27 protein-coding genes are annotated in these 24196 nt (G+C 73.7%); 4 read left to right on the top strand and 23 right to left on the bottom strand.

The annotated features are described in order from the left end of the window. Nucleotides 1-5 precede the first annotated feature (5 nt). Entirely contained in the window at nt 6-560 is a 555-nt protein-coding gene (locus ACL02T_RS05600; RefSeq protein ID WP_412829581.1) for a CGNR zinc finger domain-containing protein, read from the bottom strand. Between the two features lie 73 nt (nt 561-633). Here ACL02T_RS05600 and ACL02T_RS05595 point away from each other — a divergent pair, with 73 nt between their 5' ends. Then, nucleotides 634-855, top strand: a complete 222-nt coding sequence (locus ACL02T_RS05595) for a hypothetical protein (protein WP_412829580.1) — start codon at nt 634-636, stop codon at nt 853-855. Nucleotides 856-898: 43 nt separating this feature from the next. Here ACL02T_RS05595 and ACL02T_RS05590 read toward each other — a convergent pair whose 3' ends face one another. The 11 genes from ACL02T_RS05590 to ACL02T_RS05540 all read right to left on the bottom strand — a co-directional run bounded on the left by ACL02T_RS05590 (nt 899) and on the right by ACL02T_RS05540 (nt 8173). Continuing rightward, entirely contained in the window at nt 899-1066 is a 168-nt protein-coding gene (locus ACL02T_RS05590; RefSeq protein WP_081923922.1) for a DUF3117 domain-containing protein, read from the bottom strand. Between the two features lie 171 nt (nt 1067-1237). Next, nucleotides 1238-1837: a DNA-3-methyladenine glycosylase I gene (locus tag ACL02T_RS05585; protein WP_412829579.1), complete on the bottom strand. Its 600-nt coding sequence runs from the start codon at nt 1835-1837 to the stop codon at nt 1238-1240. A gap of 10 nt (nt 1838-1847) precedes the next feature. Then, nucleotides 1848-2321, bottom strand: coding sequence for an SRPBCC family protein (locus tag ACL02T_RS05580; RefSeq protein WP_412829578.1), 474 nt, complete (start codon nt 2319-2321; stop codon nt 1848-1850). Further along, nucleotides 2318-2674 (bottom strand): DivIVA domain-containing protein, encoded by a 357-nt coding sequence (locus ACL02T_RS05575; RefSeq protein WP_412829577.1) that lies wholly within the window; start codon nt 2672-2674, stop codon nt 2318-2320. Before ACL02T_RS05575 ends, ACL02T_RS05580 begins: the two co-directional genes overlap by 4 nt. Nucleotides 2675-2732: 58 nt before the next feature. Beyond that, the gene (locus ACL02T_RS05570) at nt 2733-3686 is read right to left on the bottom strand and encodes a glucosyl-3-phosphoglycerate synthase (RefSeq protein WP_412829576.1); all 954 of its coding nucleotides are present in this window, start codon (nt 3684-3686) and stop codon (nt 2733-2735) included. Between the two features lie 231 nt (nt 3687-3917). After that, on the bottom strand, nt 3918-4730 hold the full coding sequence (folP, locus tag ACL02T_RS05565; protein WP_412829761.1) for a dihydropteroate synthase: 813 nt from the start codon (nt 4728-4730) through the stop codon (nt 3918-3920). A 65-nt stretch (nt 4731-4795) separates the two neighbouring features. Next, nucleotides 4796-5464 carry an LOG family protein gene (locus ACL02T_RS05560; protein ID WP_412829575.1) on the bottom strand — a complete coding sequence of 223 codons (669 nt, stop codon included), beginning with the start codon at nt 5462-5464 and terminating at the stop codon, nt 4796-4798. Next, a complete protein-coding gene (locus ACL02T_RS05555; protein ID WP_412829574.1) occupies nt 5464-6231 on the bottom strand; it encodes an LOG family protein in 768 nt (255 codons plus the stop codon). The genes ACL02T_RS05560 and ACL02T_RS05555 overlap by 1 nt, the downstream gene beginning before the upstream one ends. 62 nt (nt 6232-6293) lie before the next feature. Further along, nucleotides 6294-7367, bottom strand: coding sequence for a succinyl-diaminopimelate desuccinylase (dapE, locus tag ACL02T_RS05550; protein ID WP_412829573.1), 1074 nt, complete (start codon nt 7365-7367; stop codon nt 6294-6296). Nucleotides 7368-7424: 57 nt separating this feature from the next. After that, complete coding sequence (locus tag ACL02T_RS05545; RefSeq protein WP_412829572.1) at nt 7425-7847, bottom strand: SRPBCC family protein; 423 nt, start codon at nt 7845-7847, stop codon at nt 7425-7427. After that, entirely contained in the window at nt 7844-8173 is a 330-nt protein-coding gene (locus tag ACL02T_RS05540; protein ID WP_412829571.1) for an ArsR/SmtB family transcription factor, read from the bottom strand. Before ACL02T_RS05540 ends, ACL02T_RS05545 begins: the two co-directional genes overlap by 4 nt. A 119-nt stretch (nt 8174-8292) precedes the next feature. Here ACL02T_RS05540 and dapD point away from each other — a divergent pair, with 119 nt between their 5' ends. Then, nucleotides 8293-9228 carry a 2,3,4,5-tetrahydropyridine-2,6-dicarboxylate N-succinyltransferase gene (dapD, locus tag ACL02T_RS05535; protein ID WP_412829570.1) on the top strand — a complete coding sequence of 312 codons (936 nt, stop codon included), beginning with the start codon at nt 8293-8295 and terminating at the stop codon, nt 9226-9228. Nucleotides 9229-9280: 52 nt separating this feature from the next. Continuing rightward, on the top strand, nt 9281-10216 hold the full coding sequence (locus ACL02T_RS05530) for a CHAD domain-containing protein (protein ID WP_412829569.1): 936 nt from the start codon (nt 9281-9283) through the stop codon (nt 10214-10216). 25 nt (nt 10217-10241) lie between these two features. On the opposite strand, the gene dapC is transcribed toward ACL02T_RS05530, so the two are convergent. Continuing rightward, nucleotides 10242-11360, bottom strand: a complete 1119-nt coding sequence (gene dapC, locus ACL02T_RS05525; protein ID WP_412829568.1) for a succinyldiaminopimelate transaminase — start codon at nt 11358-11360, stop codon at nt 10242-10244. Next, complete coding sequence (gene fdxA, locus ACL02T_RS05520) at nt 11357-11683, bottom strand: ferredoxin (RefSeq protein ID WP_412829567.1); 327 nt, start codon at nt 11681-11683, stop codon at nt 11357-11359. Before fdxA ends, dapC begins: the two co-directional genes overlap by 4 nt. A 102-nt stretch (nt 11684-11785) precedes the next feature. On the opposite strand from fdxA, the gene ACL02T_RS05515 reads away from it, so the two are divergent. After that, nucleotides 11786-12817: a GNAT family N-acetyltransferase gene (locus tag ACL02T_RS05515; RefSeq protein WP_412829566.1), complete on the top strand. Its 1032-nt coding sequence runs from the start codon at nt 11786-11788 to the stop codon at nt 12815-12817. Here the strand turns inward: ACL02T_RS05515 and ACL02T_RS05510 are convergent. From ACL02T_RS05510 to typA, 9 genes are all read right to left on the bottom strand, one after another. Further along, complete coding sequence (locus tag ACL02T_RS05510; RefSeq protein ID WP_412829565.1) at nt 12814-13200, bottom strand: hypothetical protein; 387 nt, start codon at nt 13198-13200, stop codon at nt 12814-12816. The two genes, ACL02T_RS05515 and ACL02T_RS05510, sit on opposite strands and share 4 nt — an antisense overlap. Further along, nucleotides 13200-14099: an N-acetyl-1-D-myo-inositol-2-amino-2-deoxy-alpha-D-glucopyranoside deacetylase gene (gene mshB, locus ACL02T_RS05505; RefSeq protein ID WP_412829564.1), complete on the bottom strand. Its 900-nt coding sequence runs from the start codon at nt 14097-14099 to the stop codon at nt 13200-13202. Before mshB ends, ACL02T_RS05510 begins: the two co-directional genes overlap by 1 nt. 17 nt (nt 14100-14116) lie before the next feature. Further along, nucleotides 14117-15157, bottom strand: coding sequence for an ABC transporter ATP-binding protein (locus ACL02T_RS05500; RefSeq protein WP_412829563.1), 1041 nt, complete (start codon nt 15155-15157; stop codon nt 14117-14119). Then, on the bottom strand, nt 15154-16260 hold the full coding sequence (locus ACL02T_RS05495; protein WP_412829760.1) for an ABC transporter ATP-binding protein: 1107 nt from the start codon (nt 16258-16260) through the stop codon (nt 15154-15156). Before ACL02T_RS05495 ends, ACL02T_RS05500 begins: the two co-directional genes overlap by 4 nt. 38 nt (nt 16261-16298) lie before the next feature. Then, nucleotides 16299-17219 (bottom strand): ABC transporter permease, encoded by a 921-nt coding sequence (locus tag ACL02T_RS05490; protein ID WP_412829562.1) that lies wholly within the window; start codon nt 17217-17219, stop codon nt 16299-16301. After that, nucleotides 17212-18192 (bottom strand): ABC transporter permease, encoded by a 981-nt coding sequence (locus tag ACL02T_RS05485; RefSeq protein WP_412829561.1) that lies wholly within the window; start codon nt 18190-18192, stop codon nt 17212-17214. The genes ACL02T_RS05490 and ACL02T_RS05485 overlap by 8 nt, the downstream gene beginning before the upstream one ends. A gap of 161 nt (nt 18193-18353) precedes the next feature. Continuing rightward, entirely contained in the window at nt 18354-20090 is a 1737-nt protein-coding gene (locus ACL02T_RS05480; RefSeq protein ID WP_412829560.1) for an ABC transporter family substrate-binding protein, read from the bottom strand. A 236-nt stretch (nt 20091-20326) separates the two neighbouring features. Then, on the bottom strand, nt 20327-22192 hold the full coding sequence (locus ACL02T_RS05475) for an ABC transporter family substrate-binding protein (protein ID WP_412829559.1): 1866 nt from the start codon (nt 22190-22192) through the stop codon (nt 20327-20329). 88 nt (nt 22193-22280) lie between these two features. Next, on the bottom strand, nt 22281-24173 hold the full coding sequence (gene typA, locus ACL02T_RS05470; RefSeq protein ID WP_412829759.1) for a translational GTPase TypA: 1893 nt from the start codon (nt 24171-24173) through the stop codon (nt 22281-22283). Nucleotides 24174-24196 lie beyond the last annotated feature (23 nt).

The raw sequence follows: 24196 nt of genomic DNA, 5'->3' as shown, positions 1-24196 counted from the left end.
CTCTCTCAGCGGGCGGAGCGCTGACGGGCCCGGTGCGCGGCGACCGCGGAACGGTTGGCGCAGGCCGGGGAGCAGTAGCGGCGAGCGGCATTGCGAGAGGTGTCCGCGAAGACCCGCTCGCACCCGTCGGCGGCGCAGCGCCCGTGCCGGTCGAGGCCGTACTCCGAGATCAGCATCGCCAGCGCGAAGGCGGTGGTGGAGCGGAACCGGTCGAGCACGGCGGCGTCGGGCGGCGAGTAGTGCAGGTGCCAGCCCTGCCCGTCGTGCCGGGTGAGGTGCGGCCCGATCCGGACCTCCGAGAGCAGCGCGTTGACCGCTGCGGCGGCGGTGTCGAGGTCGTCGGCGTCGAAGACGGTCCGCAGCCGCCCGGCCCACCCGCGCAGCGCGGGCTCGACCGACGCGGGCGCCCGCCCGGCCACGTACCCGTGCTCCACCAGGACGCGCCGCAGCTGGTCCGGCTGCGCCGCCTCCTCGACGCTGCCGCGCGCCCGCGCGGTCACGGTGTTCACGAGCGCGACGGCCGCCCCGAGCGCGTCACTCCGGTAACCGATGAAATCCACTGGCCCCTTACACCTGCTACCCTCGACTGTAAGCCGTCAACGACGGATGCATATTACCGAATCGAGGGCATCCATGCGCTGCGCGCAGTGCGGACCGACCGCCGACGCCACGACACTCTCCACGCACCACACCTCGGAGGGCCTGGTGCGCTACCAGAAGTGTGCGTGCGGAGCGATGTCGATCGAGATGCTGACGATCCCGGTCGAGCCGGTGCGGGTGTTCCCGGCGGGACCGGGCGCCGTCGCGGAGGCCTCGGGGGTGCGCATCCGCGACCTGCACGCGGTCCGGGCCTGACGAGACCCGGACCGCCGCCGGTCGGCCGTATGGAGGGCGGGCCTCAGCCCGTCGCGCCCCGTAGGGCCTCTCCGAGGTTCTCGGCCTCCTCGGGCGTCATCTCGACGACGAGGCGGCCGCCGCCCTCGAGCGGCACCCTCATCACGATGCCCCGGCCCTCCTTGGTCACTTCCAGGGGTCCGTCGCCGGTCCGGGGCTTCATCGCCGCCATGTCCTGCTCCCTCCGTCTGTCGTCTCGTGCAGGGCGCCGATGCGCTGGGGAGCGCGCACAGGCGGGATGGTGGCCCTCATTCTTCCCCATCGCCGATCTCGACACGCAACCGAGGCGATCAATCGGGTCGCGTTCACCCAGCGCAACCGCGCTGTCGCGCACCGCGCAAGGCTAGTCCGGCGTGGACGCGGGGTTCGCCGACGCGCCTGGTCCGGCCGCCCGGAAGCAGTCCGCGACGTGGTCGTCGACCAGCCCCGCGGCCTGCATCAACGCGTAGCACGTGGTGGGTCCGACGAACCGGAACCCGCGGCGCTTGAGTGCCTTCGCCATGGCGGTCGACTCCGGCGTGACGGCCGGGACGTCGGCGAGCGTGGCCGGGCGGACGTGGTCCGCGGGGGCGAAGGACCAGAGCAGATCGTCGAGCGGGGTGTCCAGCGCGAGCACCGCGCGGGCGTTGGCCAGTGTCGCCTCGATCTTGGCGCGGTTGCGCACGATCCCCGCGTCGCCCAGCAGGCGCGCGACGTCGCTGTCCCCGTACGCCGCGACGGCGGCGGGGTCGAAGTCGGCGAACGCCTTCCGGAAGTGCGGCCGCTTGCGCAGGATGACCAGCCACGACAGCCCGGACTGGAACGCCTCCAGGGTGAGCCGCTCGAACATGGCGCGCTCACCGTGCAGCGGGAAGCCCCACTCCTCGTCGTGGTAGGCGACGTAGTCGGGCGCGGAGGTCGCCCAGCCGCAGCGGCTCACCCCGTCGGACACGGAACCGGTCACGAACGGGACGCTACGCGGCGGGTCCGACGGTTTCGGCGAGCCGGGCGAGCCGGCGCAGCGACAGCCGGAAGCCCGCGGCGGTCACGGGCCGCACGAGCGGCCAGCCCAGCGCCCCGAGCCGGCCGAACGGCAGCTCCAGGCCCTCGGTCCAGGTGAAGCGGCTGCGGTCGGTGCCCTGCGCGGTCACGACGAACGAGCTGTCGCCGGTCACGACGAGTCCGGTGTGCCGGACGTCGACCCGTCCACCGCCGTCCGGGGCGGGCCGGAAGGCGGTGACGCTCATGGTGTCGACGACGCCGACGTCGCCCACGCCGGTCACGGCCAGGACGACGGACCCCGGGGACCGGCCGTCGCCGGACACCACCCGCACCCGGGTGGCCAGGATCCACTCCCGCTGCCGCTCCCAGTCGGTGACGAGGTCCCAGACCCGCGCCGCCGGGGCCGCCACGTCCACGGCGACGACGAGGTCGCGGCGCGCCCTCACCGGTCCCCCTCCACCCGCGGCCGGGCGCCGGCCTCGAGTTCGCGCACCCGCAGGGCGAGGGCGTCCCGCTCGTCGGTCAGCCGGTCGCACTCGTCCGCGACCCGGTCGAGCTCCTCGGCCAGGCGGTCGAGCACCCAGTCCACCTCACCCATCCGGTAGCCGCGCAGCACCTGCGGGAAACGCAGGTCACGGACGTCCTCGCCGCGGACCGCGTCGGCGGGCAGCCGGGTCGGCGTGGCGCTCGGGGCGAGCGGGGCCAGCTCCTCGCCGCGGCCGAACACGAGCCCGGCGAGCACGAACACCACTGCCGCCACCACCGCGACGACGAGCAGGTAGATGAGCGCGGTCCCCACCCGGGAATCACATCACGGGCGGGGGACGGCGCGCGAGCCGCGTGGGGGCCGGTCGCCCTCAGGCGACCTGGTCCGGGGCGGCGACGAGCGTGCGCATCGGCGGTCGTTCGGTGGGGTCGAGCTCCCGGCTGTTGGGCACCCACTCCCCGCCGACCTGCACGAACTGGGTGAGTGCGGCCCCGGTGTCCGGCAGCCCGGAGCGCCGCAGGGCCGTGGCGGTGATCTGCCGCGACATCACCCCGAGGTCCATCAGGTTGCGGTTGCGGTGTTTGCGGACGCCCAGGTTGACCTGCGCGATCGCGTCGAGCCCGAAGCCGGACACGGTGTCGAGCAGCAGCCCGATCTCCACGCCGTAGCTGGTGGCGAAGGGCACAGACTCGAGCAGCTCGCGGGTGCCCGCGTACTCCCCGCCCAGCGGCTGGACGATCCCGGCGAGCTCGGGACGCAGTGCCGACAGCAGCGGACGCGCGACCAGCTCGGTCACCCGGCCGCCGCCGTGGTCCAGCGCGCCGGCGTCGCTCACCTCCAGCCGCAGCGGGCGCCGGTAGAAGCCCTTGACCAGGTGCACGCCGTCGGCCAGCAGCAGCGGGCCGAGCAGCGACGGGACGAATCCCGGGTCGAAGTCGACGAGGTCCGAGTCGATGAAACAGATGACGTCGCCGTCGGTGGCGGCCAGCGACCGCCAGAGCACCTCGCCCTTGCCCGGGACCGGCTCGAGGTGGGGGACGACGTCCGTGCGCAGCGCGACGCGCGCACCGTTGTCCCGGGCGAGGGCGATCGTGTCGTCGGTGGAGCCGGAGTCCATCACCAGCAGGTCGTCGACCAGGGGCCGGTCCCCCTCGGTGAAGGGCCGGATCCCGGCGACGATGGCCCCGATCGTCGCCTCCTCGTTCAGCGCGGGGAGCACGACGGAGACCTTCCGGCCGCGCTTCGCGGCGATCAGGTCCTCGACGGTCCAGTCGGGTGTCTGCCAGGTGCGACGGGCGAACCAGTCCTCGGTGTTGGGCATCATGGTTCTCCTCGGGTCGGTCTCGGGCGTGGTCTACGCGAGGGACGGACGGACAACTCGATGGAGCGGGCCGGGCGCCGCGGCGGGTGAGCACCGGCCGGGCACGATTAGTTCTGGCCCCGATTACTGCAGGGGTCTCGGTGGGTTACGGAGCCGTTAAGAGCATCGATTCGGTTCCGGTAACGGCGTAGCATGGACGCTCAAACCATTCTTCCGGGTGATTCGGGTCCCTTTCTATGCGAGCGCCCGCACGGCGCGGACCGGGGGCCGGGTACCCCGGATCGACGCCACCATGTCGAGCACGCGCCGGGTCTCGCCCACCTCGTGCACCCGGAAGACCCGGGCGCCGGCGGCCGCCGCCAGGGCGGTCGCCGCCAGTGTGCCCTCCAGCCGGCCGTCGACGCCCGCGCCGAGGGTCTCGCCTACGAAGTCCTTGTTCGACAAGGCCATCAGCACCGGCCATCCGGTCGCCACCAGGGCGTCGCAGTGCCGGAGCAGGGCGAGACCGTGCCAGGTGTTCTTGCCGAAGTCGTGCGTCGGGTCCACGAGGATGCCCTCGCGCGGCACGCCCCGGGCCACCAGTCGCTCGGCCTGGCGGGTGACCTCGGCGACCACGTCCGCGACGACGTCGGCGTAGCGGACCCGGTGCGGCCGGCGGCGCGGCACCGCTCCCCCGGTGTGCGAGCAGACGATTCCCACGCCCGTCTCCGCGGCCACCTCCGCCAGGGTCGGGTCGGCACCCTGCCAGGTGTCGTTGAGCAGGTCCGCGCCCTCGGCCACGGCGAGCCTGCCGACCTCCCCGCGCCAGGTGTCCACGCTGATCACGACCTCCGGGTGCCGCTCGCGCACCGCGACCACGAAGGGCACGACCCGGCGGACCTCCTCCTCGACGTCGACGACGGCACCGGGGCCCGCCTTGACCCCGCCGATGTCCACGATGTCGGCGCCGTCCGCGACGGCGGCGTCCACCCGGGCGAGCGCGGCGTCGTCGGCGAAGGTGGCGCCGCGGTCGTAGAAGGAGTCCGGGGTGCGGTTGACGATCGCCATCACCAGCGCCCGGTCACCGGCCGGGGTACGGGTGCCGAAGCGCAACGGCGGGACTGCGGGCGTGCTCACGCCTGCGATCGTGACACGGATGTGCCGTCGGCGGAGGCGGGTGCCGGAGGCGGCGAGCCCGGGGCGCCCGCGGGGGCGGATGCCGGGGTGGGCGCGCAGGCGTCGAGCGCCTCGTCGACCGTGCGGGCCACGACGAGGCGCTCCAGCGGCGCACGGCTCGCGAACCCCGCCTCGACCAGACCGGAGACCCAGTCGAGCAGGCCGGTCCAGTGACCGTCGGGGTCGAGCAGGACGACCGGCTTCCCGTGCAGCCCCAGCCCGCCGGCCGACCACACCTCGAACAGTTCCTCGCAGGTCCCGAGGCCGCCGGGGAGGGCGAGGAAGGCGTCGGCGTGCACCTCCATCACGGCCTTGCGCTCGCGCATGGTCTCGGTGACCAGCAGCTCGTCCGAGTCGTGGTCGGCCCACTCGCGCTCCACCATCGAGCGCGGGATGACGCCGAGGGTGCGCGCGCCGCCCTGCCGCGCCGCGATCGCGACGGCGCCCATCATCGAGCGCCGGCCGCCACCGGACACGAGCGACCAGCCGCGCGCGGCGATCGCGGTCCCGGTCTCGGCGGCGAGGTCCAGGTAGCGCCGCGGCACACCGTCCGAGGAGCCGCAGTAGACGCACACGGCGTGCGGGTCGCGCCCTCCCCGCTCGGTCGCGATCCCGTCGACCGCCATCAGTGCGCCTCCTCCCAGGCCCGGTACGCCTCGTGCACCACCTTCACCGCGTCGTCGACGTCGTCGGTGACGTGCAGGAGCTCGAGGTCCTTCTCGCCGATCTTGCCGGACTCGAGCACGGGACCGGAGATCCAGTCGTAGAGCCCCTGCCAGTAGTGCCGCCCGAGCAGCACCACCGGGAACTTGGTGACCTTCTTGGTCTGCACCAGGCAGAGCGCCTCGAAGAGCTCGTCGAACGTGCCGAAGCCGCCGGGGAGGCAGACGAAGGCCTGGGAGTACTTGACGAACATCGTCTTGCGGACGAAGAAGTAGCGGAAGTTGATGCCCAGGTCGACCCAGTCGTTGAGGCCCTGCTCGAACGGCAGCTCGATGCCGAGCCCGACCGACAGCCCGCCCGCCTCCTGGGCGCCCTTGTTGACCGCCTCCATCGCGCCCGGCCCGCCACCGGTGATCACGGCGTAGCCGGCCTCGGCGAGCGCGGTGCCGAGCGCCCGGCCGGCGGCGTACTCCTGGTGGTCGCGCGGGGTGCGGGCGGAGCCGAAGACGGTGACGGCGCGGGGCAGCTCGGCCAGCATGCCGAAGCCCTCGACGAACTCCGCCTGGATCCGCAGGACCCGCCAGGGGTCGGTGTGCACCCAGTCGGTGGGGCCCCGCGAGTCGAGCAGGCGCTGATCGGTGGTCGTCGGTTCGAGCTTCTGCTCGCGGCGCAGCACGACCGGGCCGCGCAGCCGCTCGTCCGGACGGGACCCGGACCCGTTGACGCTCATGAGCGCCAGCGTACGGAGCGGGCGTGAACGTGCGGGGTCAGGCCGGGGCCCCTCCGGGCCGGTCAGCGCAGGAACGTGCGCAGTACCTCCGTGCAGCGGGCGATGACGCCGACGTCGACGTGCTCGTCCCGGGTGTGCGCGAGGTCGGGGTCGCCGGGCCCGTAGTTGACCGCCGGGATGCCGAGGGCGGCGAAGCGGGAGACGTCCGTCCAGCCGAACTTGGCCCGCGCCGTCGCGCCCGTGGCGGCGAGGAACTCCTGGGCGGCGGGCTGGGACAGACCCGGCAGCGCGCCGGGCGAGGAATCGGTGAGCGTGACCTCGACACCCGCGAGCACCTCGCGGACGTGCTGCTCGGCCTGCTCGACGGAGCGGTCCGGGGCGAACCGGAAGTTGATCGTCGTGACGCACTCGTCCGGCACCACGTTGCCCGCGACGCCCCCGGCGACCCGGACCGCCTGCAGGCCCTCGCGGTACTCGCAGCCGTCGATGGTCACCCGCCGCGGGGTGTAGTCGCCCAGCCGGCGCAGGACCTCGCCCGCGTGATGGATCGCGTTGTCCCCCAACCATGATCGGGCCGAGTGGGCCCGACGACCGCGAGTCCGGGCCTCGACGCGCAGGGTGCCCTGGCAGCCCGCCTCGACCTCGCCGTCCGTGGGCTCGCCGAGGATCGCGAGGTCGGCGGCGAGCCAGTCCCGGTGGTTCCGCTCGAGACGGCCGAGGCCGTTGCGCACGGCCTCCACCTCCTCGCAGTCGTAGAACACGACCGTGAGGTCGTGCCGCGGCTCGGTGAGGGTGGCGGCGAGGTGCGCGAACACGGCGTCGCCCGCCTTCATGTCGCTCGTCCCGCAGCCGTAGAGCAGGTCGCCCTCCCGGCGGCTCGGCACGTTGCCGGCGATCGGCACGGTGTCGAGGTGGCCGGCGAGCAGGACCCGTCGCTCGCGGCCGAGGTGGGTGCGGGCGAGCACGGCGTCGCCGTCGCGGAGGACCTCGAGGTGCGGCGCCTGGGTGCGCAGCGCGGCCTCGACGGCGTCGGCCAGCACCCGCTCCTCGCCGGACACGCTGGCCACGTCGACGAGCGCGGCGGTCAGCGCGGCGGGGTCCTCGGTCAGGTCCAGGGCGACGGTCGGGGCGCTCACGGGCCCTACTGTTCCACGGGGGTCAGGGTGCGGGGTCCGCCGTCTCCGCCACGGGGGTCAAGGTGCCGCGTCCGCCGTCTCCTCCACGAGCGCGGCCAGCCGGGGCAGCACCTCGTCCCGCCAGCCCGGACCCATCCGCTCGAACGCGAAGCGGCCCTGCCGGTCGTCGAGGTCGAAGCCGGAGTGCTCCAGGACCAGCCGGGTCCCGCGGCCCTCGGGCACCAGCGTCCAGGTGAGCGTCCAGGCGCCGTGGAACGTGTGGACGAACCGCTCCGGCTCGCGGACCTCCAGGACCTTGCAGGGCACGTCGCCCCAGCCCGGCATCCGCAAGGTGAAGCGGTGCCCGACCTCGGCCGCGACGTCCCCCGGCGCCCACCACCGCGCCAGCAGCTCGGGCTCGGTCAGCGCCCGCCACACCTTCGCGGGCGGGCCGGCGACGAACTGGTCCACGGTCACGGCCGCGCTCAGGCTGCCCGTCATCGGTCCTCACTCTCGTCCGGCATCTCGTTCTCCACGAACCCGGCGAGGTCCTTCAGCCGACCGCGCCAGTAGTGCTCGAAGGGCGCGAGCCACTCGCCGATCTCGGCCAGCGGCCGCGGCTCCAGGTGGTAGTGGCGCCGCCGCCCCTCCGGCTCGTCCCGCACCAGCCCGGCGCGCCGCAGCACGCCCAGGTGCTCGGCGACCGCCGGCCGGCTCAGCGCGAACTCCCCGGCGAGCGCCCCCGCCGTGCGCGGACCGTCCGCCAGCAGCTCCAGCAGCCGCCGGCGCACCGGATTGGCCAGCGCGAGGAAGACGTCGTCGGGCACGGGACCAGTATGCGTCGGACTTCTCCGACATGTCAACTCTTCCCGACACTTCCCGGCCAGGCACCTCGCCCGCACCCGGAGGAGGGCCGGACGGGTCCGGCCGGGTACGTTCGACGCCCGTGAGCACCGAGTTCCGCACCGATCCCGCCTCCGGCACCGGCCTGGCGACCGTCACGGCCGACGGGACCGTCCTCGACGTCTGGTACCCGGCCCCCGCGCTGGGCACGGACGCCCCCGACACCGCGGCCGACCTCGAGCCGCTCGCCGGGGAGGACGCGGACCGCGGCGTCACCGTGCAGGTGGTGCGCACCGGGATCGGCTCGCTCGCCGACAAGCCGGTCGACGCCGCCGACGTCTACCTGCGCCTGCACCTGCTCTCCGGCCGCCACGTGAAGCCCCACGAGATCAGCCTCGAGGGCCAGTTCGGGCTGCTCGCCAACGTCGCCTGGACCAACTTCGGCGCCTGCGCCGTCCCCGGGTTCGAGCTGGTCCGGGCGAAGCTGCGCCGCCGCGGCCCGGTGATCGTGTACGGCGTCGACAAGTTCCCGCGCATGGTCGACTACGTGCTCCCGTCCGGCGTCCGGATCGCCGACGCCGACCGCGTCCGGCTCGGCGCGCACCTGGCCCAGGGCACGACCGTGATGCACGAGGGCTTCGTCAACTTCAACGCCGGCACGCTGGGCTCGTCGATGATCGAGGGCCGGGTGTCGGCCGGGGTGGTCGTCGGCAACGGCTCGGACGTCGGCGGCGGCGCCTCGATCATGGGCACGCTCTCCGGCGGCGGCACCGCGGTCATCTCGATCGGCGAGCGCTGCCTGCTCGGCGCCAACGCCGGCATCGGCATCTCGCTGGGCGACGACTGCGTGGTCGAGGCCGGCCTCTACGTCACCGCGGGCACGAAGGTCGCCCTGCCGGACGGCACCTCGGTCGCCGCCCGCAGCCTGTCCGGCCAGGACGGGCTGTTGCTGCGCCGCAACAGCGTCTCCGGCGCGGTGGAGGCGCTCCCCCGGACGGGCCAGGGCATCGCGCTCAACGAGGACCTGCACAAGAACTGACGGCGGGGCGGCGGGCCGGCGCGTTCACCTGCGTCGACTACGGTGGCCGCTCGTGTCCGCCCCCAGCCTGACCCCGCTCGCCCTCACCCACGACGACCTGCCGGCCCCGCTGACGGCCGCGCCGTCGGACTCGCCGGTGCACCACGTCCGGGCCGCCCTCGACCTCCGGCTGCGGGCCCTGCTCGCGCACGACCCGGGCACCCGGGACGGCAGCGACATCGAGGACCTGCACCAGATGCGGGTCGCGGTACGGCGGATGCGCGCCGCGCTGAAGGCCGCGCGCCCGCTGCTCGACCGCAGCTGGGCCGACGGGCTGCGGGCGGAGCTGGGCTGGCTCGGGCGGGCCCTCGGGCCCGTCCGCGACCTGGACGTCCTGCTGCTGCGCCTGCGCGGCGAGATCGCGGCCCTGCCCGAGCGGGAGCGGGCGGCCGGTGAGCAGCTCGTCGCCGCGCTCGACGGTGAGCGCGAGGAGGCGCGGGCCGAGATGCTGGCCGCGTTGGAGTCCGGCCGGTACCGCGCCCTGCTCGAGCGGCTGGCGGACGCGATCCGGCTGCCGCTGCCCACCCCCTCGGCCACCCACGCGCAGCCGGAGCTCATCGACCTGGTGCGCGCCGAGGTACGCCGGCTGCGCAAGGCCGTGCGCCGCGCCGGTGACGACCCGCCGGACCAGACCCTGCACGACCTGCGGATCCTGGGGAAGCGGGTGCGCTACACCGGTGAGCTGGTCGAACCGATGCTCGGCGCCCGGGTGAAGCGACTGCTCAAGGCCACCGCGGGCCTGCAGGAGGTGCTCGGCGACCACCAGGACGCGTGCGTGGCCGAGGAGCGCATCCGCACGCTGCTCGACGGCCTCGGCGAGTACCCCGACGCCCACGTCGTGTTCGTCGCGGGCCGGCTCGTGGAGCGCGAGCGCGCCCGCGCGACGGCGAAGCGGGGAGAGTGGTGGGCGGCGTGGGAGCACGTCGCCGCCCGCGCCGCCGAGATCTGAGCGGCGCCGCGGCGGCTCGGGCCCCTCAGCCCTCGAGCCGCCGCGCCGCCTCGTCGATCCGCTCGTCCGTGGCCGTGAGTGCGATCCGGACGTGCTGCGCCCCCGACGGACCGTAGAACTCACCCGGCGCGACCAGGATCCCCCGCTCGGCCAGCGACCGGACCGTGTCGCGGCAGGGCCGGCCCTCGGTCGTCCAGAGGTAGAGCCCGGCCTCGGAGTGGTCGATCCGGTAGCCGGCGCGTTCGAGGGCGCTCCGCAGCCGGGAGCGCCGCTTCTCGTAGATCTTCACCTGCTCGGCGACGTGGGTGTCGTCCGCCACGGCGGCCGCGAGTGCCGCCTGCACCGGGAACGGCACGATCATGCCGGCGTGCTTGCGGATCTCCAGGAGCGTCCGCACCAGCGCCGCGTCGCCCGCGACGAACGCCGCCCGGTATCCGGCGAGGTTCGACGTCTTGGACATCGAGTGCACGGCGAGCAGGCCCTCGTGCCGGCCCCCGCTCACCTCCGGGGAGAGCACCGACGCCACCGGCGCGCCGAAGGACAGCCCGAGATAGCACTCGTCGGACGCCACGACCGCACCGACGGCCCGGGCGGCCTCCACGGCGGACCGGAGCGCGGCGGCGTCGAGCACCCGCCCGGTGGGGTTCGACGGCGAGTTCAGCCAGACCAGGCTCGTGCCCGCGGGCGGGGCCTCGCCGTCGGCGAGCCGGACCACCGACGCCCCCGCGAGCAGCGCACCCACCTCGTAGGTCGGATAGGCGAGCTCGGGCACCGCGACCACGTCGCCCGCACCGAGGCCGAGCAGGGTCGGCAGCCAGGCGACCAGCTCCTTGGAGCCGATCGTGGGCAGCACGGCCGCCGGGTCGGCACCCGCGACGCCGAAACGGCGGGTCAGCGACTCGGCGACCGCCTCGCGCAGCGAGTCGGGCCCGTAGGTGGTCGGGTAGCCGGGCTCGTCGGCGGCCGGGCCCGCCAAGGCGGCGCGGACCACGGCCGGGACCGGGTCGACCGGGGTGCCGACCGAGAGGTCGACGATGCCGCCGGAGTGGGCGGCGGCGAGCGCCTTGACCTCGGCGAGGGAGTCCCAGGGGAAGTCGGGGAGCGCGATGCCCCGCCGACGGTTCGCCGGCTGCCGCTCCCTCACTCGTCGTGCTCGACCGGGGCCATGCTCTTGATCGGCTCCGGGTCGGCCTCGGTCAGCCCGACCTTCGAGGCGCCGCCGGGCGAGCCCAGCTCCTCGAAGAAGTCCGCGTTGGCCTTGGTGTACGGGCCCCACTGGTCGGGGACGTCGTCCTCGTAGTAGATGGCCTCGACCGGGCAGACCGGCTCGCAGGCCCCGCAGTCCACGCACTCGTCGGGGTGGATGTACAGCATGCGGGCGCCCTCGTAGATGCAGTCCACGGGACATTCCTCGATGCACGCCTTGTCCTTGAGGTCCACACAGGGCTCGGCGATCACGTACGTCACGGAAGGTCCTCCACAAGCGGGGCGCTGTTCTGGCGCGGGCGTTCTCCGTGGCAGGTTAACCCCGCGGGTACCGCTCACACACGGGAAGGCAACCCTCACTCCATGCCCCCTCACGACGCGCCCGGCGCGACCCCCGGCTCCGGGACCGACGCGCGGATCGCCGCACTGATCGAGTCCGCCCTCGGCGAGCGGGTCGCCCTGCGCCATCGGATCGGCGGGCGCGAGGGCCGCCCGCTCTACACCGACGCCGTCGGCACGCTGTCCGACGGCGGTGCCGGCACGGTCCTCGTCGACACCCGGAAGGGGCCGGTACGGGTCGACCGCGCGGCCGTCGTCGCGCTGCGGGTGGTGCCGCCCGCCCCTGCCCGCCGCGCCTCGTGGAGTGCGGTGTCCCGCCTGGAGAACCTCTGTGCCGACGCCTGGCCGACCCTGGTCGACGAGCGGCTGGGGGGCTGGCGGCTGCGCGCGGCGGGCGGGTTCACGGGCCGGGCGAACTCCGCGCTGGCGGTCGGCGACCCGGGCCTGCCCGTCCCCGCCGCGCTCGACCGGGTCCGGGAGTTCGCCGGCGTCCACGGGCTCGTCCCGCGGCTGCAGACGCCGATGGGGTCGCCCTGGTCGGAGGCCGCGCGGCGGGAGGGCTGGGTGCTCGACGGCGGCCACCAGGCGGGGCCGGAGGTCGCCGTCCTCGTGGCGGATCTCACGGCGCTGGCGGCCGCCGGCGGGTCCGGACCGCCCGTCGAGGACGTCGAGCTCACCCACGGTCCGACGGACGACTGGTGGGCCGTCACCGGCGCCCCCGCGAGCGACGCGGAACGGCACGTCCTCACCAGGGCCGCGCGACCGGGCTTCGTCGTCGCGCGCGGCGCCGGCGGGACGCCCACGGGCGCGCTGCGGGCCGCCGTCGTCGAGGACCACCTGCACCTGTCCCGCCTCGCCACCGGTCCGGAGGTCCGGCGGCAGGGGGTCGGCACCGCGCTGACCGCGGCGGCGGCCGTGTGGGGACGGGAACAGGGCGCGCGCTGGGCGGTGCTGCAGGTCAACCTGCAGAACGAGGGCGCCCGCTCCTTCTGGGCGCGGCTGGGCTGCACCGAGCACCACCGCTACCACTACCTCGGACCCGGTGGAGGGCACTAGCGCTGGCTGTGCTCGGCGGAACGTCCCGCGCGCAGCCGGTCGGCCGCCCCGACGACCCGGCGCAGCGGGATCAGGCCGGCCAGCAGGCCCGCGACCAGCAGCAGCAGCGACTGCCAGGTGGCCGGGAGCACCACGTCGCCGCCCGGTCCCGCGAAGCCCAGCACGCCCACGACCACGACCCAGACGGCGAGCGGCGACGCCGCCACGGCGGTGGCGGTCGAGACCTCCGCGGCGGCCTGGGTCAACCAGGGCATCGTGAGCAGCACCAGCACGGTGCCGACCGGAACCGGCACGGGTCCGAGGTACAGGGGCTGCAGCAGCAGCTCGAGCGCGGTCAGCAGCACGGCGGCCAGCAGCACCGCCGCGAGCGTGACCCAGCGCATCAGTCGAGCCCCGCGAACAGGTCGTCGGTCGGGGTCGGGCCCGCCCCCGACGCCATCGCGTACTCCTCGACGTCGATCAACGGCTGCGCGACGCCGTTGCTCATCGCGAAGGCCACGGTCCCGGCGGCCCCGGCAGCGCCCCGAGCACCGTCGGCGTGCTCCCACACCGCGATCTGCGTGGCGTGCGCGCGCATCGCCGCGACGCGCGCCGCCCGGTGCTCCGGCACGTCCAGCCGGGTGGTGACGACGGCGTCGGGCGCGCTGGGCAGCTCGTCCGGCCCCGGGACCCGGAACGGCATGCCCGGCAGGTCCCGGATCCCCGCCAGCCCCGCGTCGAGTGCCGAACGGGACCGGACGGCGTGGAACACCCGGGCCACGACGTCCGGCCGGGCGGCCGCCGCCGCCGTGGTGAGCTCGTGGGCGCGGACGTGGTCGGGATGGCCGTACCCGCCGTCGTCGGCGTAGGAGACCACCACCTGGGGGCGCAGCTCGTCGACGACGCCGAGCAGCTGCCCGAGCTGCTCGTCGAACGCCCCCGGCGCGGCGAGGGCGCGCGGGTGCAGCACGGCCGGGGTGAGCGCGCGGGTGCCCTCGCCGTGCTCCATGCCGCTGTCCCGCCAGCGTCCGAGCCCACCCAGGTACCGGTGCTCCGGGCCGCCCAGGGCCCCCAGCGCCGCGGCGAGCTCGTGCACCCGGTACCCGCCGAGCTGGTCGCCGCGGTCCGGCGCGAGCTCGCGCAGCTCCGGCGGGATGACCTCGCCCTCCTCGCCCAGCGAGCAGGTCACGACCGCGCAGACGGTGCCCGGCGCGGCGGCGTACCGGGCGATCGCACCGCCGGTGGTGAGGGTCTCGTCGTCGGGATGCGCGTGGACGAACAGGATCCGGCGAGCGGGCAGCACGGCGGGAGCCTACGTCCTCACAGCATCGCCCTGCGCTCGGCGTAGTGGCAGGCCACCGGGTGCCCCTGCCCCCGCTCGACCAGGGCCGGCGGCTCCTCGACGCACCGCGTGCGCTCCGCCTCCGTGAGCTCGGTCGCGAATCTCGGACAGCGGGTGCGGAAGCGGCAGCCGCTGGGGGGGTTCGCCGGGCTCGGCAGGTCCCCGACGACGGTGATCCGCTCCCGGGCCCGCTCCTTGCGCGGGTCGGGCAGCGGGATCGCCGAGATCAGCGCCTGCGTGTACGGGTGCGCGGGGCCCGCGAACAGCTCGTCGGACGTCCCCGTCTCGACGATCGAGCCGAGGTACATGACCGCGATCCGGTCCGCGATGTGCCGCACGACGGACAGGTCGTGGCTCACGAACAGGTACGACAGCCCCAGCTCGGCCTGCAGCTCGTCGAGCAGGTTGAGCACGCCTGCCTGGATGGACACGTCCAGGGCCGAGACCGGCTCGTCGAGCACCAGCAGCTTCGGGCGCAGGGCGAGCGCGCGGGCGATGCCGATGCGCTGCCGCTGCCCGCCGGAGAACTCGTGGGCGTACCGGTTGCCGTGCTCGGGTTTGAGCCCGACGGTCTGCATCAGCCGCCGGACCTGCTCGCGGCCGTCCTCGCGGTAGAGCCCGTGGATCCGCAGCGGCTCGGCGATGATCTCGTTCACCGGCAGCCGCGGGTCCAGCGAGGCGTACGGGTCCTGGAACACGATCTGCAGCTCGCGGCGCAGCGCGCGCATGTCCCCGCGGCCGATCCTGGTGAGGTCCCGGCCCTTGTAGAGCACCTCGCCCGAGGTCGCGGGCAGCAGGTTCAGCACCACGCGCGCGGTGGTGGACTTGCCGCAGCCGGACTCCCCGACGAGGCCGAGGGTCTCCCCCTCGGCGATCTCGAACGAGACGTCGGACACGGCCTGCACCGCGCCGATCTGCCGGCGGACCAGGCCCTTGGAGCGGATCGGGAAGTGCTTGACGACGTTGCGGACGCTCAGCAGCGTCCGCGTGCCCGTCGGCACCGTCTCGGTGGTGGTCACGTCACGGCCTCCCCGTCCGTGCCGGCCGGCGCGGCGAGCCCGGCCGGCGTCCCGTGGTCCGCGACCTCGCGGCCGAACACGTCGGCCGCCTCCTGGCCCTCGAGCGTCTCGGCGTAGTGGCAGGCGGCGAGGTGCCCGGGCCCCGTGGTCACGCGCAGCTCCGGCTCGCTCTCGTCGCACCGCCCGGTGTGCTTGGGACAACGCGGCCCGAACGGGCAGCCGGGCGGCATGGCGACGACCGACGGCGGCGACCCCGGGATCGGGGTGAGCCGCTCGCTGGGCCGGTCGAGCCGGGGCAGGCTGCCGAGCAGGCCGAGGGTGTAGGGCATGCGCGGGGTGTAGAAGACCTCCTCCGCCGTGCCGACCTCGACCGGTTTGCCCGCGTACATGACCATCACCCGGTCGGCCTGGCCCGCGATCACACCCAGGTCGTGGGTGATGAGCACCATCGCGGCCCCCGTCTCCGCCTGCGCCGCGGCGAGCGAGTCGAGGATCTGCGCCTGGACGGTGACGTCGAGCGCGGTCGTCGGCTCGTCGGCGATGATCACGTCCGGATCGTTGGCCATGGCGATCGCGATGACCACGCGCTGCCGCATGCCACCCGAGAGTTCGTGCGGGTAGGAGTCGGCCCGGTCCTTCGCGTGGGGGATCCGGACCTTGTCGAGCAGCTCGACGGCGCGGTCCATGGCCGCCTGCTTCGACACGTCCCGGTGGGCCCGGACGGCCTCGGCGATCTGCGCCCCGATCGTGTAGACGGGATTCAGCGAGGTCATCGGGTCCTGGAAGATCATGGCGATCCGGGAGCCCCGGACCCGCGTCATCTCGGGCTCGGACAGCGTGAGCAGGTCCCGGCCGTCGAACCGCACCGAGCCCGTGACCTGCGCGGTGTCCGGCAGCAGCCGCATCACCGCCAGCGAGGTCACGGACTTGCCGGAGCCGGACTCGCCGACGATGCCGAGCACCTCGCCGCGATGGAGCGTGTAGTCCACGCCGCGGACGGCGCGCACGGCCCCGTCCGCGCCGGGGAAGGTGACGTCGAGCCCCGAGACCTCGAGCACGACGTCCCCGGCGCGGCCGGGGCCGCGTGTCCCGTTCGGCGACAGGTCGATGTCGCCGGCTCCTCCTGCGCGCGACCGTTCGCTCACTGGCGCACCTTCGTCTGCTGCGGGTCGAACGCGTCACGCAGGCCGTCGCCGATGAAGTTGATCGTGAGGGCGATGAGGATGATGAACACTCCGGGGAAGTAGAACAGCCACGGCCGCGTGGTGAGCGCCGTCTGCGCCTCGCTGACCAGCAGTCCGAGCGACGTGTCCGGCGGGGTGACGCCGAAGCCCAGGTAGGAGAGCGCGGTCTCGAGCAGGATCGCCAGCGCCACCAGGATCGTCAGGTTCACCAGGATCGAGCCCAGCGCGTTGGGCACGAGGTGGCGCAGGATGATCCGCGTGTCGCTCGCGCCGAGCGCCCGCGCGGCCTCGACGAACTCCTTCTCCCGCAGCGAGAGCACGACGCCACGCGCCACCCGGGAGACGTAGGCCCAGTACAGCCCCGCGATGACCAGCGCGATCAGGTACCAGGTGCCGCCGAAGTTGTGCGCGAGCATCGCGGCGACGGCGATCAGCGGCAGGGTCAGCACGAGGTCGGAGATGCGCATCATGATCGTGTCGGTCTTGCCGCCGAAGTACCCGGCGACGGAGCCCCACAGCGTGCCGACCAGCGTGGCGAGGATCGCGACGCTGACCGAGACCTGCAGCGAGATGCGGGTGCCCCGCAGCACCTGGGCGAACTGGTCGCGGCCCGCGGAGTCGGTGCCGAACGGGTGGTCCCAGGAGGGCGGGACGGAGTTGTCCGGGGTGTACTCGCCGGCGTCGTACTTCCACAGCAAGCCGCCCACGTAGGCGAGCAGGACCAGCGCGACGAGCACGCAGAGGCTGACGACGGCCGCGCGGTGCTGCAGGAAGCGCCGGAGGACCAGCTGGGCCTGGCTGCGCTCCTCGACCGTGAACTCGCGTTCCGCCGCCGGCGCCGGGCCGGTGCCGGTCGTGGTGGTGGTGGTGTCAGGCATAGCGGATCCTGGGGTCGAGGACGCCGTAGAGCAGGTCGGCGATCAGGTTGAAGGCGATGACCACCGTCGCCGCGACCAGCAGCCAGGACGCCGTCGCGTAGACGTCGTTGGTGCGGATCGAGGTGACCAGGTAGTCGCCCATGCCCTTCCACTGGAAGACGTTCTCGGTGACGACGGCGCCGCCGATGATCGACGCGATGTCCAGCGCGGTGACCGTGGTCAGCGGGATCAGTGCGGTGCGCAGGGCGTGCTTGACCATCACCGTGCGCCGGGAGAGGCCCTTGGCGCGGGCGAGCCGGACGTAGTCGGAGTTCATCACCTCGAGCATGGAGGCGCGGGTGAACCGGCTCCACGCGGCGTAGGAGATGAGCGCAAGCGAGATGGTCGGCAGGACCATGTGCCCGAGGACGTCGAGGACGTAGGCGCCGGCGCCCTGCGGCGCCGGCACCGAGACCTGCCCGATCGTGTAGATCGCCTGGGTGCCGACGGCGTTGTTGAAGTCGATGCCGGCCTGCTTGAGCAGGATCGCGAACCAGAAGGCGGGCATCGCCAGGAACAGGAAGCCGACGAAGGTCGCCGTGTAGTCGAACGTCGTGTACTGCTTCACCGCCGTGAGCACGCCGATCAGCACGGCCAGCAGCAGCGCGATCACCATGGCCAGGGCGATCAGCCGCATGGTGACGAGGAAGCGGTCGGCCAGGTCGGTGCCGATGTCCGCGGTCGACACGACGGAGGGCCCGAAATCCCCGGTGAACAACCCGCCCAACCAGCCGAGGTAGCGCGGGATCAGCGGCTGGTCGAGGTGCAGACGGACGGTCTCGGCGTCGATGACGCTCTGCGGAGCGGGCGGGTTCTTCTCCCGCAGCGGCGCCAGCGGGTCGGCGGACGCCGACCCCAGCGCGAAGATGATGAACGACGCGACGAGCAGGACCGGTAGCGAGTACAGGATCCTGCGCACGGCGAAGGCGAGCATGCGGATGTGCTTCTTCCGACTCGTGGTGGGAGCACGGTCCGCTCCGCTCGTGGCGGGGCGGGCCGCCGGCAGGAGCAGGGTAGCGCCGGGGACGGGCCCGGGCCGCGCGAGCAGCGCGCGGCGCCGGCGGCCTCGGGCCCGTCCCGGTCCGTCACGTCACGTCACGAGTCGGCGCGGATCCCCCACTCGGCCGTGTTGTACGTGATCCCGTCGAGCGACGCGTTGTTGCGCACGTTGCCCAGCGTGTTCTGCACCGCGGCCAGGGTCGGCTTCTGGTACAGCGGGAGGACGTAGGCGTCCTCGGCCATGATCCGGTCGGCCTCGTTCAGCTTCGCCGTGGCGTCGGCGATGTCGGTCGAGGAGGCCGCCTCGTTGATCAGCTGGTCGGTCGTCGGGTTCTGGTACTTGCCGAAGTTCGAGCCCGAGTCGGAGAGCCACACCTGCTGCGCCCCGCCGAACGGCGCGGGCGACATGATCCAGCCGAACACGATGACGTCGTAGTCGCCGCTGTCCAGCGTGGTGCCGAGGCTGTCCGTGGTCGCGATGTCCACGTTCACCCCGAGCTGCTTGGCGTACTGCTGGAACAGCTCGCACTCGGTCTGCCGCACGGCGTTGCCGGTCGTGTAGCGCATCCGCAGCGTCGGCACGGCCTGCCCGTTGGGGGCGACGAGGGCGGTGCCCACCCCGGTGTAGCCGGCGTCGGTGAGGATGGTCCTGGCCCGCTCCACGTCACCGGTGCCCTGGCCGGTGGCGCTCAGGTTGTCCTGGTAGCCCTCCTGCTGCGGCACGAACATCTTGTTCTTCATCGGCGTGATGTCCTGGTTGAACTGCCCGACCGTCTTCGAGATGACGTCCTGGACGTTCACGGCGGTGTAGAGCGCCTGGCGCAACGCCGTGTCGGCCAGGAACGGGTTCTGCAGGTTGAAGTCGTAGTGCTCCCACGACAGCCCGGCCGCCTGGTACTGCGAGACGTTCGGGATGTTGTTCAGCTGGCTGACGATGTCGACCTGCGGCTGCGGGAACAGCGCCTGGACCTCGTTGTTCTGCAGGGCCAGCGGCTCCTGGGTCGCGTCGGTGATCACCCGGATCACCAGCCGGTCCAGCTTCGGCGTGGTCGCGCCGTACCACTGCGGGTTCGGGACCAGCGTCAGCGCGACGTTGTCCTGCCAGTTCTCGACCTGGAAGGGGCCGCCGGAGTAGTCCGGCACCGTCTTGCCGAAGTAGTCGAACGCCGCGGCCAGGCCCGCGGGGGTGTTCAGGTCACCCTGCTGCGCGCCCACGTGCGCCGGGAACAGCGGCGCCGCGGAGTTGAAGAAGCTCTTCCAGTCGATGTAGGGCTGCGACAGCGTGACGGTGACGGTCTTACCGTCGTCCGAGCCGACCACGCTCTGGATGAGGTCGAACCCGCCGTTGCCGGCGGTCTCGCAGTCCGGGCAGTCCCGGGTGTTCTGCCACTTCCAGTTCATCGCGAAGTCGTCGGCGGTGATCGGCGTGCCGTCGTTCCAGACCGCGTTCTGCTTGATCTTGTAGACGATCGTCGTCGGGTCCGTGAGGTCCGCGGAGTCGACGAGGTCCGTGTTCAGCGTCGCCTTCAGGTCCGGCGAGGTGTAGAAGACGTACGGCAGGAGGGGCTTGGTCGACATCCCCGTCCAGTCCGTGTTGCCCTCGGACGAGATGACGTTCCAGTTGTCGATGTTCTTCTCGGACGCCAGTGTGACCGTCCCGCCCTGCTGCAGCTGGTCCGCGGGAACGCTGTTGCAGGTGTTCGGGTTCGTCGCGCAGTCCGCGTAGACACCGCCCGAGCTGCCGCCGGCGCCACCACCGCCGCCGCAGGCCGCCAGGACAAGGGTCGCCGCCGTGACGACCGCTGCGGCCGCGGCCGCCCTCGTTCTCTTCATGGACTTCCTCGATCTCTCGCCCGTCCCGGCCCGGTCGAGCCGCGGGATCGGGGCACTCCACCCCTCGCCGCGTGGCCGTCCCTGTGCCGGGCGGCCGCCCGATCCCTGCGCAACTTAGGAACCTCACAGGTGACCCCGCCAACGAAGTCGCCGATCGTGACCAAAGGGTGACGTGACGTGGACAGCGCGACACATCGTGATTACTCTGCAGTAACTTATCTCCGACGAGGGAAGGCTCAGCTGACCGGAGCGCTCCATCGTTGCGCACCGGTGAGCGGCCCCGTCCGGAGCGGGCCCGGGTCGAACCCGGTCGCGGCAGCGCCGGGCGCGGTGCTCACGAGGAGCGACACCTGCTGGAAGAGCGGCAGGGCCGGCAGCTGGGCCCAGAGCACCCGCTCCGCCGTCCCGAGGTCCGTGGGATCGGGCACCGCGGCCGTGGCGAGCGACTCGAGCACCGGTTGCAGCGAGTCCGAGCAGAAGCCGTTGGGCAGGGCCGGCGGCGCCGGCAGCGCCGACGTCGGCTCCGGGCAGCCGTAGTCCGAGGCCAACTGCGGTCCGACCGGCCCGCCGACCGCCCGGGGCTCGACCAGGATGTCCGCCCGGACCGGGGCGTTCGGGGCGGCGCCGCTCGGCGGCGCCGTGGTGGTGGCCGACGCACTCGTCCCCGTCGTGGGCCCCGTCGTGGGCCCCGTCGCCGGTCCGCCGGTCGGGGCCGCGCTCGGGGTGGGGGTGACCGCGCCGCTCGCCGAGGTCGGGACGGTGCCCGAGGCCGACGGGGTCGTGTCCGGTGGGGTCGCCGGCACGGCCCGTTGCGTGAACAGGTCCGTCGCCGGGGGTGCGACGACCTGCACGCCGATGCCGGCGGCACGCAGTTGCTCCGCGACGGCCTCGGCCACCTCGACGTCCGTGGTGCGCTCGGCGCCGGCGGCCACCACGAGGTCCAGCGGGGTGTTGCCGAGGGTCCAGGTGCCGTCGGCGTCGCGGGTGTAACCGGCCTCGGTGAGCAGGCGCCGGGCCGTCGCCGGATCCGGGCGGGCCGGGGCGCCCGCGGGCGCGGTGGCCGCGTAGCCGGGCTCCGACGGGGCGAGGCCGAACGCGTCGGCGGGCAGGGCGGACGGCGCCACCGCGGCGCGGATGCGTTCGCGGTCCAGCAGGGCCCCGACGGCCTGGCGCACCCGGACGTCGGACAGGGGGCCGAAGTCCGAGCGGAGCGCGAGGTCGGTGACGGTCGCGCGGGGTGCGGGCGCGGTCGTCACCGCGGGGCCGAGCGCCGCGAGGGCCTCGGTGACCTCGGGACCCGCGGCGGGCATCGCGACGTCGACGTCGCCGACCTGCAGGCCCTCGGCGAGGGTCTGGGGGTCGAGCCGGCGGAGCACGATCTGGTCGAGGGTGGCCGGGGTGGCCCAGTAGAGGTCGTTGCGTACGACCACGACCTCGCCGCGCGCGCGGTCCACCGCCGCGACCCGGAACGGACCGCCGGAGGCGGGCAGCCCGCCCTGCAGCGCCCCGGTCCACGAGCCCGGCGCGTCCTTGAGGATCTGTGCCGGCAGCAGCCCGGTGAACAGGTGCTGCCACTGCGGGTAGGGCTCGTCGAACACGACGTCGACGGCCTTGCCCCCGGCCCGCGACCGGACGTCCGTGATGTGCCGGTACCCCTCGGCGTCGATCGTGCCCGGCTGGGTCCGCATCTGCTGCCAGAGGTACACGAAGTCCTCGGCGGCGATGGGCGAGTTCGACGACCACGAGGCCTGCACGTTGAGCTCGTAGCTCACCGTGAACGGGCTGGTCGAGACGACCTCGGCGCTGGTCGCCACCGTGCGGTCGAGGTGCAGGGCCCCGTCGGCGTCGGGCCGGAAGACCGACGGCAGCACGAGGGTCGCGAGCGCCTGGGTGACGGGCGAGCGGTCCGCCAGCAGGTGCGGGTTGAATCCCGCGCCGAGGTCGTCCACCCCGACGACGACCTCGGTCACCCGGGCGTTCACGGGTGGAGGTGCGGGCGCGGGCGGCGCGGGCTGTTCCACCGGCGCGTCCGTGCAGGCGGTCAGCAGGGCGAGCAGGCAGCCGCCGACCACGAGCAGCGCCCTGCGCCCCCAGCCGATCACGCGCCCTCCCCGGCCCGCGGGCCGGGCGGCCCGCCGGACCGCCATCGTCGCACCGACGGCCCGCCCCGCAGGTCCGGGGTCCTGCGGATCAGCGCGAGACGCCGGCCGCCGCGGCCTTGGCCCGGGCCCGCTGGCGGCCGCGCTGGTGCGAGTCCAGCTCGACCTTGCGGATCCGGACGTTCTCCGGCGTGACCTCGACGCACTCGTCGTTGGCGCAGAACTCCAGGCTCTGCTCCAGGGTGAGGATCGTCGGCGGGGTGAGCTTGACCAGCTCGTCGCCGGTCGACTTGCGCATGTTGGTGAGCTTCTTCTCCCGCACGATGTTGACCTCGAGGTCCTCGTTGCGGGTGTACTCGCCGATCACCATGCCCTCGTAGACCTGGGTGCCCGGGCCGACGAACAGCACGCCGCGGTCCGACAGCGCGTCGACCGCGTAGGCGGTGACCGCACCGGTGCGGTCGGCGATCAGCGAACCGCGCAGCCGGCTGGAGATCTCGCCGACCCACGGGCCGTAGCCGTCGAACACGTGGCTCGCGATGCCCGCGCCCCGGGTGATCGTGAGGAACTCGGTGCGGAAGCCGATCAGGCCGCGCGAGGGCACCCGGAAGTCCAGCCGGACCCGGTTCTCGCCGTGCACCATCTGGCTCATCTCGCCCTTGCGGGCGGCCAGCAGCTGGGTGACGGCGCCGAGGGAGTCGGACGGGACGTCGATCGAGAGGTTCTCGAACGGCTCGTGGAGCTTGCCGTCGATCGTCCTCGTGACGACCTCGGGCTTGCCCACGGTCAGCTCGAAGCCCTCGCGGCGCATGGTCTCCACCAGGATCGCCAGCGCGAGCTCGCCGCGGCCCTGCACCTCCCAGGTGTCCGGCCGCTCGGTGGGCAGCACGCGCAGCGACACGTTGCCGACCAGCTCGGCGTCGAGCCGGCCCTTGACCTGGCGGGCGGTGAGCTTCTGGCCCGGCTTCGGGTCGCGCCCGACCAGGGGCGAGGTGTTGATGCCGATGGTCATCGAGATCGCGGGCTCGTCGACGTGGATCCGCTCGAGCGGCACCGGGTTCTCCGGGTCCGCGAGCGTGTCGCCGATCATGACGTCCGCGATGCCCGCGACGGCCGCGATGTCGCCCGCCACGGCCTCCTCGGCCGGCACCCGCTCCAGTCCCTCGGTGCGCAGCAGCTCGGTGATCTTCACGCGGGTGACCGTGCCGTCCGCCTGGCACCAGCCGACCTGCTGGCCGCGGCGGAGCACGCCCGCACGGACGCGGCAGAGCGCGATGCGGCCCAGGAAGGAGGTGGCGTCGAGGTTGGTGACGTGCGCCTGCAGCGGGGCGGTCGGGTCGTCCTTCGGCGCCGGCACGACGTCGAACAACACGTCGAAGAGGGGCTGGAGGTCCTCGGAGTCCGGCAGCTCGCCGTCGCCCGGGCGGTTGCGGGAGGCGCGGCCCGCACGACCGGAGGCGTAGACGACGGGCAGGTCCAGCAGGTGGGCGGTCCGGTCCTCGTCGAGGCCCAGCTCGTCGGCCAGCTCGAGGAGCAGCTCCAGGGACTCGTCGACGACCTCCTCGATACGGGCGTCCGCACGGTCGGTCTTGTTCACGACGAGCATGACCGGCAGGCCCGCGGCGAGGGTCTTGCGCAGCACGAAGCGGGTCTGTGGGAGCGGCCCCTCGGAGGCGTCGACGAGCAGCACCACGCCGTCGACCATGGAGAGGCCGCGCTCGACCTCGCCGCCGAAGTCGGCGTGGCCCGGGGTGTCGATGACGTTGACCGTGACGCCCTGCCAGGTCACGGTGGTGTTCTTGGCGAGAATGGTGATGCCCTTCTCGCGCTCCAGGTCCCCGGAGTCCATGACCCGGTCGACCGGCTCGGCCCGCTCGCCGAACGCTCCCGACGCGCGCAGCATCGCGTCGACCAGGGTGGTCTTGCCGTGGTCGACGTGCGCGACGATGGCCACGTTGCGCAGAGCGCGCACGCCGTCGGGCAGGCCGCGGTCGGCGGTCTGCGGGG

It is taken from the genome of Pseudonocardia oceanicola (genome assembly GCF_047200735.1).
Classification (GTDB): domain Bacteria; phylum Actinomycetota; class Actinomycetes; order Mycobacteriales; family Pseudonocardiaceae; genus Pseudonocardia.
This window is presented reverse-complemented; position numbering and strand designations above follow the sequence as displayed.